Below are 12,591 nucleotides of genomic sequence, written 5' to 3'. Positions count from 1 at the left end.
TTGAGTACGATACAATAGTTGTAAATGTCATAAATACTACGATTTACTTTCTAATTTCATATTCCTTATTCCTTATTTATTATTTCTTATTTCCCTTGTTTACTTCGTAAATTTGCCATTCTTAGATCCCCCCGGAAGCCAATGAAAAAATATTGTTTACTCATACTTGCATTCATAGCTGGAATCTATGTTTCTGCGCAGCAAAAACTAATGATCAAAGGCAAGGGTAATGCCATGTATATTGAACATAAGGTAGGAGAGAAAGAATCATTGTCATCGGTAGGTAGATTATATGGATTAACCGCCTCTCAATTGGCCCGTTTTAATGGGAAAAGTCCATCAGCTCTTTTGGGGAAAAGCAGCATTATAAAAGTGCCGTTAAAAATACAGGATATACAAACGGTTAACACCGGTGCTCCTGTTTATCATACCGTTGGAAAAGGCGATAACCTTTTTAAAATAGCACAGACCTATAATAAAGTGCCACTTACACAACTAAAGAAGTGGAACAAAATCAGCGTAAATGCAGTTAAAAACGGCCAGGAAATAATTGTTGGCTTTCTTAAGCTGAACATGGAACAAGCTGTGGCTATTAAAACAAATACTACAGAAGTGGCAATTGAAAAGAGTAATGATGCCATTATTGCCAATGCAGATAAATCGGTGAGTGCGGCGAATGAGCCGGTTGTGAAAACAGAAAATAAGCCAGATGTATCAAAATTATCTGCGGAACCTAAAAAAGAACCGGTAGCAATTGTTCTACCGGAAGTACCTGATGAGGGTTTCTTTGCGTCATTATATATTAAACATGATGTAACGCTGGTACAGAAATCATTATATGGTACTGCTGCTACTTTTAAAACCATCAGTGGCTGGACAGATCGTAAATATTATGTACTGGTGAATGATATTACTCCGGGCACAATTGTACGCATCACAACATCTAATAACAAAAGTATCTGTGCAAGGGTATTAGGGCCTTTACCGGAAACTAAAGGTGCTGAAAACTTACTGCTAAGGCTAAGTAATGCTGCAGCCTCTGTTTTAGATATCAAGGATTTGCAGTTTACTGTTACGCTTACTTATTTTGAATAAAACCTATTATGAAAGCACTGATCAGCTGTTTATGTATTGTGTTGATGGGGCTGGCATCCTGTGATGCCATTTCGCAACAAAAACTATCTATTTCCGCTGCAGATTTTGAAACCAGACTGGTATCAGGATCCTATCAGTTACTCGACGTACGTACGGCCGGTGAATACAAATCAGGACATATTAAAAATGCATTACAGGCAGATTGGTTCAATAAACAGCAATTTGAAGAGAGAACAAAATACCTCGATAAGTCTAAACCCTTGTTGGTGTATTGTGCATCGGGGGTAAGAAGTGAACAGGCTGCCAAATGGTTTTTGAAAAATGGTTTTGCCGAAGTATATAACCTGGAGGGTGGTACTTCCGGATGGCAAATCAGTGGGAAGAAGCTGGAAGCAGATATGGCTATTCAGCAGATGTCGGTACAAACATTCCAACACCAAATACAAACAAAAGGTCTTGTACTCGTTGATGTTGGTGCTGAATGGTGCCCACCCTGTAAAAAAATGGAACCGGTATTAAAAAGCCTGCATGATGAGTTAGGTAGCAAATACTATTTTCTGAAAGTAGATGGTGGTATTGATATTGATGTGATGAAAGCCATCAAAGCTGCTGTGTTACCTACTTTTATTGTTTACAAAGACGGAAAAGAAATCTGGCGCCAGGAAGGTATTGTTGAACTTGAAACATTAAAAGCGAAACTGCAATAAGTTATGCTTGCCGGTAGCCCCGGAGAAAATCTTCTATTTGCATTCTTTTCTTTCCTTCCAGTTGCATATTGAGCACCTCAATATACCCGTCTGAGCAGCTAAAGCGCAGATAGGTTTTTCCATCGGTGTGAACGGTTCCTGGTATATCGGATGTGGATCGAAGTATTTTTTTACTGCTGAAAATTTTCAGGATTTTACCATCTAAAGTAGTAAGTGCACCCGGATAAGGCGAAAGCCCCCTGATCAGGTTGTATATATGATCAGTCGGTTCATTCCAGTTAATCTTACAGGTTTCCGTAAAAATTTTGGGGGCATGTTTGATGTCTTTTTCTTCTATAAGCCCTGTTTGTGGCTGCTCTTTTAGTATACCGGCCTCTAAACCATAAACTGTTTTTACCAGTAGCTTAGCACCGATATCTTTCATACGGTCGTGTACTTCTCCGGCAGTTTCGTCATCACCAATTGTAAATCGATCCTGTAATAATATATTACCCGTATCAATTTCATGTGTAAGCTTAAATGTTGTTACGCCTGTTTCTTTTTCTCCATTGATAACGGCCCAGTTAATAGGAGCGGCACCTCTGTAATGTGGTAATAAAGAACCATGTACATTAATGGTGCCCAAAGGCGGCATATTCCATACGATTTCAGGTAACATGCGGAATGCTACTACAATCTGCAGATCGGCTTTTAATGCCTCCAGTTGTGCAATAAAGGCAGGATCTTTTAATTTTTCAGGTTGAAGAACAGGTATATTTTTTTCAACAGCATATTTTTTTACAGCGCTTTGCTGCAACTGCATACCTCTGCCAGCAGGCTTATCAGGAGCCGTAATAACTGCTACAATAGTAAAACCCTCATTTACCAGGGCATCCAGTGATGCTACTGCAAATTCGGGTGTGCCCATGAATATGATACGCATAGTGGTGAATGGTCAATGGTGAATGGTCAATTAGTATGATGTTCTTATTCACCATTGACCATTCACCATTCACAGTTTTATTCAAAATCTAAATACAATAGGTACTTCTTCCTGATTTTTTTGAAAGCATCAATACCTGGTGCCCAGCTGTCGCGGATTTCTTTTTCGGTTTTTCCTGCTTTGATCTGGTTCATTAACTGATCGTTTCCAGCTAATTTATTGAAGAAATAATCAGTTGGTTTTTCGCTTTTGGGTTTGATGAAAAAGTTTTCTTTATCTGGAAATAGCTTGTAAGCCTCCAGCAGGTATTTGAGCTGAATTTTATTGTCTATTTTCTTCAATACATCTTCTTTCTTACCATGCAGGTTCCAGCCATAACTCTGACGATCTTTTAGTTTGGGTTCTTTGGCACCATCGCGGCTGGTGGGTGTGAAAGCATACATGTTTTTAGGTAGATAGGGGTGACCAAAAATAGCAAACGGATGATCTGTTCCTCTTCCTTCACTCAAAACAGTTCCTTCAAAATAACAGGTACTTGCATACCAGTAAATGGATGACATATCCGGTAAGTTCGGCGAAGGTTTCACGGGTAATTCGTAATGACTTTTATGCGTGTAATTCAGGTTTTTAATAACCTGAAAATGAAACAGTGTATCAGGCGGTGAATTTTTGGCGCGTATATAATATTCATAACGTTCATTGGCAGCAGGTGATAACCATTTTTCTCCTGCCAGCATCATGGCGTATTCAGCCATCGTCATGCCATACACTACCGGTATGGGTTGCATACCTACAAAACTTTTGTAAGCCGTATCCAGTACAGGGCCGTCTACATAGAAGCCGTTTGGATTGGGGCGATCGAGTATCATTAAGGGTTTACCATATTCAAAAGCGGCTTCCATAAACTCCTGTAAAGAGGAGATATAAGTATAAAATCTTGTTCCTACATCCTGAATATCGAAAACTAAGACGTCCACATCGGCAAGGTCTTCAGCACTTGGTTTTCTTTTCTTGCCATATAAGGAAACTACGGGTATACCAGTATAGGGATCAAGGTAGTTGTCTACTTTTTCTCCCGCATCTGCGGTGCCTCTGAAGCCATGTTCAGGACCGAAAGCCTTGGTAATCTTTACACCTAATGTAAACAGGGTGTCTACCAGGTGCCGCTCGCCGATGGTAGCGGTATGATTCGCAAAAATACCCACACGTTTTCCTTTCAAAAGTGGCAGGTATACATCCGTTCTATAAGCAGCCGGAATAATTTTTACTTCTTTCTCTTCTTTTGCAGGTGTTTTTTTCGGTGCAGGGGCCTTCCCATTCTTGGGTTGTGCATTGAGACTCAATACAATAGAAAAGGAACATACAAGAGCTAATATCTTCATCTTTAGGGGCTTTAAAATGCGAAAGTTAATAAAAAATACTTGCCTGTACTTGCTTTGCAGGTTGTACTTTTGTAGCTCGGTGCGTTTTAATAACAACTTAACTTTTCTTCCCTTGATACGGATGTCTATTAAGCTGCTGCGTTCCGTATTCTTTATCACATAACAAAATAGTATGCAACAAGTAAAAAAAGGTGATACTGTAAAAGTGCATTATCACGGAAAATTAACCAACGGATCCACATTTGATTCTTCAGAAGGACGCGAGCCACTGGAGTTTGAAGTGGGAGGTGGAATGGTGATACCTGGTTTTGACGAAGGTGTTACCGGAATGGCTATCGGAGAAAAGAAAACCATCCATATACCGGCAGATCAGGCTTATGGACCCAAACAGGAAGAAATGATTATGGAATACCCACGCGATCGTTTTCCTGCAGACATGACTCCTGAAGTAGGTATGCAATTGAATATGAGTAACGGATCAGGACAAAACTTTCCTGTAATGATTGCTGAAGTTCGTGATACAGTTGTTGTACTCGATGCCAATCATCCGCTGGCAGGCGAAGACCTGATCTTCGATCTGGAACTGGTATCTATTGATGGAGGCAGTCCATTGATCATTATGCCTTAATATGTATTGACACTTTATAAAAAAGGTCGCAGTAGTAAATACTGCGACCTTTTTATTTATGTATATCACAACAGGCGTATACTAGGGTCTTCTCAACCACCAGCCAAGCCATAGTCCCGTTAAGCCCCATGAAGCAAGGGCATCAATTAAATGAGCAGTAAGGTCGCGTGTCTGGAACCAGATATGCATGGTATATGCTCCATTAAAAAATCCGATGAGGCCGATCACGATCATGGCTGCTACAATTGTTGAGAATGAGGGTGCCGACATTTGTTTGAATAGCCAGCAAACCAGTAATAATATCACAATATCAATGGTAAAGCCTCTGGCCATATTTACTCCCATATTCATGTTCATGGATTTATGGTAAGCTATCTGCGCCCATGGCTTGCCATCCATGGTTTCATATAATTTTTCCTGTTCTTCTTTGGTGGCATTATCCGGCGTAGTAGGCAGAAAATAAGTACCATCTTCCGAAAACTGGGTACTCAGGTATTGTAATATGCTGTCCTGCTTAGGTGTATAGGCTTCTGCAGACCTGTGCAATCCCATGGCGGTCCAGGAAACAAATTGCCAGAGAAAGAGAATGACGGCCCCTACAATGGCACCAATCAGTGTTTTTTTCATATGGTTGTTTTTGGTTGTGTACAAAATAAAAAACAGATCTGGTATTTGCAAGTGATGTAATGTGAATAGGGCTTTTCTTATTTTGCAGTATGTTTCAACACTATTCATTTACCGTCGCAGAACGTTTTATGCGTTACGTGCAGGTGGATACACAAAGTGATCCGGCCAGTACAAGTTTCCCGAGTACCGAAAAGCAGAAAAATCTTTCTAAGCTGCTGGCAGAAGAGTTAAGGGCCATGGGTATTAAAGAGGTAGAAATAGACGAATATGGATATGTGTATGCAACTATCCCTGCTAATACAAAGGAGCTTTTGCCGGTGATTTGCTTTTGCAGTCATGTAGATACGGCACCGGATTGTAGCGGCTTTCAGGTAAAACCCATTTTGCATACCAATTACCAGGGTGCGGATATTATTTTACCGGATGATTCTTCACAGGTTATTCGAATGGCGGATTATCCATACCTGCAACAGCAGATCGGGCGTGATCTTATTACCGCCAGTGGTCTCACATTACTCGGTGCCGATGATAAGAGTGGGGTGGCCATTATTATGGATATGGCGCATTATCTGATGGAGCATCCTGAACTTACGCATGGTACCATTAAAATACTGTTTACGCCAGATGAAGAAGTAGGCAGGGGTACAGATAAGCTTGATATGAACAAACTGGGTGCCGATTTTGGCTATACATTAGATGGCGGTGAGTTGGGAACTTATGAAGATGAAACCTTCAGTGCTGATGGCGTTACTATCAGTTTCTTTGGCATCAGCGCCCATCCCGGATATGCAAAAGATAAAATGGTGAATGCCTTAAAAATGGCTGCTTCATTAATAGGCAATTTGCCTGCCACAGAATGGTGTCCTGAAGCAACGGAAAAACGAACAGGGTTCATACATCCGGTGCATATAGAAGGTATAGCAGAAAAAGCAACAGTTGAATTTATTATTCGTGATTTTGAAACCGGACAGCTTACTGTGTATGAAGAACGTTTGCGTAAAATGTGTGAAGATGTAGTTTGCCAATATCCCGGAACACATTTTACATTCGAGATAAAAGAACAATACCGGAATATGAAACAGGTATTGGATCAATATCCGGAAGTAAATGAACGTGCGTTAAAAGCATACAAAGCTGCCGGACTTACCATGCGGAAAGAACCCATACGTGGTGGTACTGATGGCAGCAGGCTTAGTTTTATGGGTTTGCCCTGTGCCAATATTTTTACTGGGATGCAGGCTATTCACAGCAAGCATGAATGGGTGAGTGTGTATGATATGCAGAAAGCAGTAGAAGTATTGGTGAATTTGTCTTGTAATCTCGGTTGAATCACTTAATTTAAGTGGCAATTTCAGTTTGCAATAACGAAAACTACTGCCATGTCAGATTCTCCCCGTGTTAATACAAAAGCAACTGCTCAGAATAGTTTTGATGCGATCGTAGTTGGTTCAGGTATCAGTGGTGGATGGGCCGCTAAAGAGCTTACAGAAAAGGGACTTAAAGTTTTAATGCTTGAAAGAGGCAGACCCTATGAGCATATCAAAGATTACGACACTGCAAATAAACATCCCTGGGAAATAAAGCACAGGGGTAAAACCACACCACAACAGAAAAAAGACTATCCGGTATTACACAGAGGCTGGGCTGCCAGTGAAGTAGTGATGGATGACTGGGCCAGTGAAAAAGATTGTCCCTATACAGAAATAAAACCCTTTATCTGGTGGAGAAGTTATCAGTTGGGAGGGAGATCTGTTTTATGGGGCAGGCAGAGTTATCGCCTCAGCGATCTTGATTTTGAAGCCAACCTGAAAGATGGTATTGCCACTGATTGGCCTATTCGTTATAAAGATCTAGCACCCTGGTACGATCATGTAGAACGTTTTGCAGGTATCAGCGGATCTAAAGAAGGATTGGCTCATTTACCTGATGGACAGTTTCTTCCGCCTATGGAATTGAACTGTGTAGAGAAAGATGTGGCAGAAAGGATCAGGAATGCATTTAATGGTAACAGACGTTTGATCATAGGCCGGGTAGCCAATCTTACTGCACCCATTGAAGGAAGAACACAATGTCAGTTTAGAAACAGATGTTGGGAAGGTTGTCCTTTTGGTGGTTATTTCAGCACACAATCTTCTACTTTACCGGCAGCCATGAAAACAGGCAATCTTACAGTGCGTCCGTTTTCTATTGTTACCAGACTACTCTATGATAAGGATACGAAAAAAGCGCGGGGTGTGGAAGTACTGGATGCAGAAACCAATCAAACCTATGAATACTATGCAAAGATTGTTTTTCTCAATGCATCTGCGTTAAACACTACATGGGTGCTGTTTAATACGGCAACAGATATATGGCCCGGAGGATTGGGAAGCAGTAGTGGAGAGTTGGGGCATAATGTGATGGACCATCATTATAATATTGGGGCATCCGGTAAAGTAGAAGGTTATGATGACAAATATTATTTCGGCCGAAGGGCTAATGGGTTTTATATTCCGCGCTTTGTAAATATGGGGAATGATAAGCGTGACTATTTACGTGGGTTTGGTTATCAGGGTAGCGCCAGCAGGGCAGGATGGTCGAGAGATGTGGCTGAATTATCTATCGGCGCTGGGTTTAAAGATGCATTGACCGAGCCTGGTGAATGGAGTATTGGTGGAACGGGGTTTGGGGAAATATTACCTTATCATGAAAATAAAATCATGCTTGACAGGGATAAAAAAGACAAATGGGGTTTACCTGTGCTGGCGATGGATTGTGAGATGAAAGAGAATGAACTGAAGATGCGGAAAGATATTATCATTGAATTACAGGCCATGCTGGAAGCAGCCGGAGTAAAGAATATCAGAACATGGGATGGTGGCCATGCATTGGGGCATGGTATTCATGAGATGGGTACTGCCAGAATGGGGCGTGACCCCAAAACATCAGTTCTCAATGAATTTAATCAGGTATGGGATGCCCAAAACGTGTTTGTCACAGATGGGGCCTGTATGACTTCTTCCGCTTGTCAGAATCCATCTTTAACCTATATGGCACTAACGGCAAGGGCAGCCAATCATGCTGTGGAAGAGCTGAAGAAGAATAATTTATAGTTTTTAGCTAATGGTTCATGTCGTATAGCAAATGGCCTATGGCGTATAGCAGATAGTAGGAAATCATTTGTTACTATCTGCTATACGCCATAAGCCATGAACCATATGTTATACGCTAGTCAATAATCTGCTCACTGATCTTGCCTGTCTGCTTATGTTTCAGGATCAGTTTTTTTGTGCCAAAATGTGTCATTTCTTCTTTAATGAGATAATAGTCGGCATCATAAGAAATCAAGTGACTTTCTTTGGAAAGACCTGTTTGTCCTCTCCAGATATCTAATTTTACCGGCTCCCACTGTTTGGTTTTGGCAGATTTGTAGGCAGCATCAAGAATGGCATTTACTACATATCCATCATAAAAAGTTTCCTTAGGGTCTATACCTTTTTCCATGGCATTAAACATATCCATGAACATATGGTTATAGCCTAATTCATTCAGTTCATCACCTACAGGAAATAACCAGCCTGTATTGCTTTCTGCTTTTTCTGCAACATAATCGGCACCTTTGCCGGTGGTAAACATATCGAAGCCGGTACGTAAAAAACTATTGATCCAGATAGTACCCTCACTACCCATTACTTCATCACGAAGGTCTAGTCCCCCACGGAAGGTCCAGCTTACTTCAAACTGACCAATGGCGCCATTCTCATATTTTACCAATCCAATGGCATGGTCTTCTGCATCAATGGGTTTTACCTGTGTATCGGCCCAGCACATGACTTCAACTGGTTTGATGTCTTTTCCGATATAACTTCTGGTGATCTCTACACAATGGCAACCCAGATCGAGAATACAACCACCGCCGGCCTGTTCAATATCCCAGAACCATTCGCTGTGTGGGCCGGGATGTGTTTCTCTTGATTTTGCCCAGAGAATGCGGCCAAGTGCTCCGTTTTTTACACTCTCCATGGCTTTGATAAATTTAGGCGTGTACACAAGGTCCTCGAGGTAACCATTAAAAATGCCGGCTTCCTCTACAGCCAATAACATTCTTTTAGCTTCTTCTGCATTACGGCCAAGCGGTTTTGTGGTGATTACCGCTTTTTTATGTTTGCAACATAACATCACTGCAGCTTCATGCAGATTATTGGGCAATGAAATACATACTACATCTATATCGGGATGTGCAATAGACTCTTCCATATTAGTGGTCCAGTGTTCACATTGGTAATCTTCAGCAAACTTTCTTGCACTTTCTTCTCTTCTGGAATAAATACTGATGATTTTATCCCTGCTTCTATAACCCTGTAATGAATCAGCATAAAACCGGCCAATAAAACCGGAACCGAGCATGGCAATTTTTTTCATATAGCTTGTTTATAGTGAGTAGTGAGTAGTCAGTAGTCAGTAGTCAGTAGTCAGTAGTGAATAAAAGAATTTTAAAAATACTCACTATTCACTACTCACTACTCACTCTTTTCATTTCTTTTCTTTAAAAAATAATAAAAAATACAAAAGTACGCCCATGGCAATATAGGCAGGAACATACCAGATATTAAGCCAGTTATGTGTTTCACCTGTTTTATACAGGTCAACAATATAACCGCTGAACCAGGTACCTATAAACATACCTACGCCATAGGTAGCAAAAGTAAAAAGCCCCTGTGCTGCATTTTTAATTTTTGCACCGGCTTTTTTCTCGGTATACATATATCCGGTTACAAAAAAGAAATCATAACAGATGCCGTGTAAAACAATACCTGCATATAACATCCAGGTATTGCTACCTGCATCGCCATAAGCAAAGAAGATATAGCGGAGAATCCAGGCTGTCATACCAAGGAGCAGCATATTTTTTACGCCAATTCTGTTAAAAAGAAAAGGAATGGCGAGTATGAATACAGCTTCCGATACCTGACCGAGGGTCATTTTACTGGCTGCATTTTCAAAATTCATTTCATTCAGAAAGGGATTGGCAAATCCATAATAAAAAGACAATGGAATACAAACCAAAATGGCTGCTATAAAAAATATGAGATAGGGTTTCTCTTTGAACAGTACAAAAGCTTCTGTACCTATCGCTTTTGATGCAGAACTGTCTGCTCCGTTTGGCGGTGTATTGGGCAATACAAAACTTAGTAAACCTAAACCTACTGATACAGCAGCAGCCATATAAAACGTAGAAGCTGTTTTTTCGATACCCAGCTGACCAATCAGTACACCTGCTACGATCCATCCCAATGTGCCAAATACACGTATCCATGGGAACTGTTTGCCGGGATCGGTCATTTGAGAGAAAGCCACACTGTTACTCAGTGCAATCGTAGGCATATATAAAAGTGAGTAACCTAAAATAACCCAGTAAAAAACAGCACTATCAGTAATTTTTGTAGCCAAAAATAACAGCACAGCTCCGAGCAGATGTAATACCCCCATAATTTTTTGTGCAGCAAAAAAGCGATCTGCAATCATCCCCACAAAAAAAGGAGAGATCATGGTGGCAATGGCCAATGCACTGTAAGCGGCTCCAATTTCAACACCCGTGGCCTGTAAATGGGTACCCATATAAGTACCCATGGTAACATACCAGGCACCCCAGATAAAATATTCGAAAAACATCATGGAGGCCAGTAAAGAGCCTGTTTTGTGATTCATATGGCAGTAGGTTGGTTTGCGTTTTTTTTATCCATATCTTATCGGTGATTTACATATTATAGTATCAACCGATAAGACTGTTTAAAGATAATGGAAGCACTTTATAAGGCCATACAATCTATGATCAATATTTCAACAATGGAATGGTCGCAGTTGGAAGATGGCTGTATAGGAAAAACATTCAGGAAAAATCAACTTTTAAGCAGACCATTCGCTATCCCCAATGAAATTTTTTTCATTGAAAAAGGATTGGTAAGGGTGGTGGTAACGGATGAAGCAGCGGTTGATCATTCTATTCATTTTGCAATGGAAAATCAGTTTATCTGTGATTACGCCTCATTCATCCAACACAAACCTTCTGTTTATTCGATACAGGCACTGGAGGATACGGATGTGATCATTTTACCCAGAGCGCTGGTAGCATGGGGTTATGAACATTTTGAGGAAGGCAATAAACTGGGCAGGCTCATTGCTGAGTTCTATTTTATTTACCAGGATAATCGAATTAAAAATATGATAGCACTTTCTCCTAAAGAACGCTATGATGCTATTTCAGAAGTATTTCCGGATATTCATAATCGGGTGCCGCAGCATATGATTGCTTCATATCTGGGTATTACACCTGTTCACCTGAGCAGGTTGAAAAAAACAGGACAACGAAAAATCTAAACATTTGTTATCGTTTATTGGACAGCGGATGCTTGAAATTTGACACTCACAAAATCATCTGTCAAATGCTTACTATCGCTGAAAAACAAAAAATAAAAACAAAATATGGTCCCTGGGCATTGGTTACAGGGGCTTCATCAGGCATCGGGCTTGAACTTGCTATACAACTGGCTTCAGCTGGATTTAACCTGATTTTATGCGCAAGAAATGTTCAGCGGCTGCAAAATGCTGAAAGTCAGGTCAGGGGGCGATATAATGTTGAAACAAAGCTTGTCGCAGCAGATATGTCTGATCAAATAGCCATTGACCACCTTATTCAGTCAGTACAAAATCTGGATATTGGACTTGTGATTTTATCCGCCGGTTATGGTACATCCGGATTGTTTAAAGATGTATCCTTGCACACCGAAATCAATATGTTACGGGTGAACTGTGAGTCAGTACTTAGCCTTACGCATTATTTTACTCAGCGATTTTTATCAAGAGGAAAAGGGGGGATCATTTTACTCAGTTCTATTGTGGCTTTTCAGGGCGTTCCTTATGCTGCACATTATGCAGCAACCAAGGCCTATATTCAATCATTAGGAGAGGCATTGGCTGTAGAATTAAAACCTTTGGGTATTGATGTATTGTCTGCAGCCCCAGGTCCGGTACTGACAGGTTTTGGCGATCGGGCAAATATGACAATGGGAAGATCTTTACGCCCTTCAGACATCAGCGTACCGATTTTAAGGGCCTTGGGAAAAAAGAATACGGTACTGCCTGGTACGCTTACGCGGATTTTGATGTTTGGATTGGGTATGGTTCCGAGGAGAAAGAAGGTATTGATCATGAAAAAGGTAATGGCTGGAATGGCAAATCCATGAAAGATTG

Annotated in this window: 12 protein-coding genes; 7 read left to right on the top strand and 5 right to left on the bottom strand. The window is 40.8% G+C overall.

The features are described from left to right. Nucleotides 1–141 precede the first annotated feature (141 nt). Together BC659_RS02795 and BC659_RS02790 are read left to right on the top strand one after the other, a co-directional pair. A complete protein-coding gene (locus tag BC659_RS02795; RefSeq protein ID WP_133473097.1) occupies nt 142–1,095 on the top strand; it encodes a lytic transglycosylase in 954 nt (317 codons plus the stop codon). Nucleotides 1,096–1,103: 8 nt separating this feature from the next. Then, nucleotides 1,104–1,802 (top strand): rhodanese-like domain-containing protein, encoded by a 699-nt coding sequence (locus tag BC659_RS02790; protein WP_133473095.1) that lies wholly within the window; start codon nt 1,104–1,106, stop codon nt 1,800–1,802. A gap of 1 nt (nt 1,803) precedes the next feature. Here the strand turns inward: BC659_RS02790 and fmt are convergent, their stop codons facing one another. Then, nucleotides 1,804–2,724, bottom strand: coding sequence for a methionyl-tRNA formyltransferase (gene fmt, locus BC659_RS02785; protein WP_133473093.1), 921 nt, complete (start codon nt 2,722–2,724; stop codon nt 1,804–1,806). 77 nt (nt 2,725–2,801) lie between these two features. Next, nucleotides 2,802–4,106 (bottom strand): exo-beta-N-acetylmuramidase NamZ family protein, encoded by a 1,305-nt coding sequence (locus BC659_RS02780; RefSeq protein WP_133473091.1) that lies wholly within the window; start codon nt 4,104–4,106, stop codon nt 2,802–2,804. A gap of 172 nt (nt 4,107–4,278) precedes the next feature. On the opposite strand from BC659_RS02780, the gene BC659_RS02775 reads away from it, so the two are divergent. Further along, nucleotides 4,279–4,734 (top strand): FKBP-type peptidyl-prolyl cis-trans isomerase, encoded by a 456-nt coding sequence (locus BC659_RS02775; RefSeq protein ID WP_133473089.1) that lies wholly within the window; start codon nt 4,279–4,281, stop codon nt 4,732–4,734. A gap of 81 nt (nt 4,735–4,815) precedes the next feature. On the opposite strand, the gene BC659_RS02770 is transcribed toward BC659_RS02775, so the two are convergent. Then, nucleotides 4,816–5,361, bottom strand: a complete 546-nt coding sequence (locus BC659_RS02770) for a hypothetical protein (protein WP_133473087.1) — start codon at nt 5,359–5,361, stop codon at nt 4,816–4,818. Between the two features lie 89 nt (nt 5,362–5,450). Here BC659_RS02770 and pepT point away from each other — a divergent pair, with 89 nt between their 5' ends. After that, nucleotides 5,451–6,689: a peptidase T gene (gene pepT, locus BC659_RS02765; protein WP_133473085.1), complete on the top strand. Its 1,239-nt coding sequence runs from the start codon at nt 5,451–5,453 to the stop codon at nt 6,687–6,689. A 51-nt stretch (nt 6,690–6,740) separates the two neighbouring features. Continuing rightward, nucleotides 6,741–8,453, top strand: a complete 1,713-nt coding sequence (locus BC659_RS02760) for a GMC oxidoreductase (protein WP_133473083.1) — start codon at nt 6,741–6,743, stop codon at nt 8,451–8,453. Nucleotides 8,454–8,568: 115 nt separating this feature from the next. Here the strand turns inward: BC659_RS02760 and BC659_RS02755 are convergent, their stop codons facing one another. Together BC659_RS02755 and BC659_RS02750 are read right to left on the bottom strand one after the other, a co-directional pair. Beyond that, on the bottom strand, nt 8,569–9,762 hold the full coding sequence (locus BC659_RS02755) for a Gfo/Idh/MocA family protein (protein ID WP_133473081.1): 1,194 nt from the start codon (nt 9,760–9,762) through the stop codon (nt 8,569–8,571). A gap of 111 nt (nt 9,763–9,873) precedes the next feature. Further along, nucleotides 9,874–11,049 carry a nucleoside permease gene (locus BC659_RS02750; RefSeq protein WP_133473079.1) on the bottom strand — a complete coding sequence of 392 codons (1,176 nt, stop codon included), beginning with the start codon at nt 11,047–11,049 and terminating at the stop codon, nt 9,874–9,876. 90 nt (nt 11,050–11,139) lie between these two features. Between BC659_RS02750 and BC659_RS02745 the strand changes: the two genes are divergently transcribed. Together BC659_RS02745 and BC659_RS02740 are read left to right on the top strand one after the other, a co-directional pair. Beyond that, entirely contained in the window at nt 11,140–11,718 is a 579-nt protein-coding gene (locus BC659_RS02745; RefSeq protein ID WP_133473077.1) for a Crp/Fnr family transcriptional regulator, read from the top strand. A gap of 65 nt (nt 11,719–11,783) precedes the next feature. Then, on the top strand, nt 11,784–12,584 hold the full coding sequence (locus BC659_RS02740) for an SDR family NAD(P)-dependent oxidoreductase (RefSeq protein ID WP_133473075.1): 801 nt from the start codon (nt 11,784–11,786) through the stop codon (nt 12,582–12,584). Nucleotides 12,585–12,591: the final 7 nt, after the last annotated feature.

Origin of the sequence: Sediminibacterium goheungense (assembly GCF_004361915.1) — a bacterium.
Lineage (GTDB): Bacteria > Bacteroidota > Bacteroidia > Chitinophagales > Chitinophagaceae > Sediminibacterium > Sediminibacterium goheungense.
The sequence above is the reverse complement of the archived record's forward strand: the minus strand, read 5'-3'. Positions and strand labels throughout refer to the sequence as shown.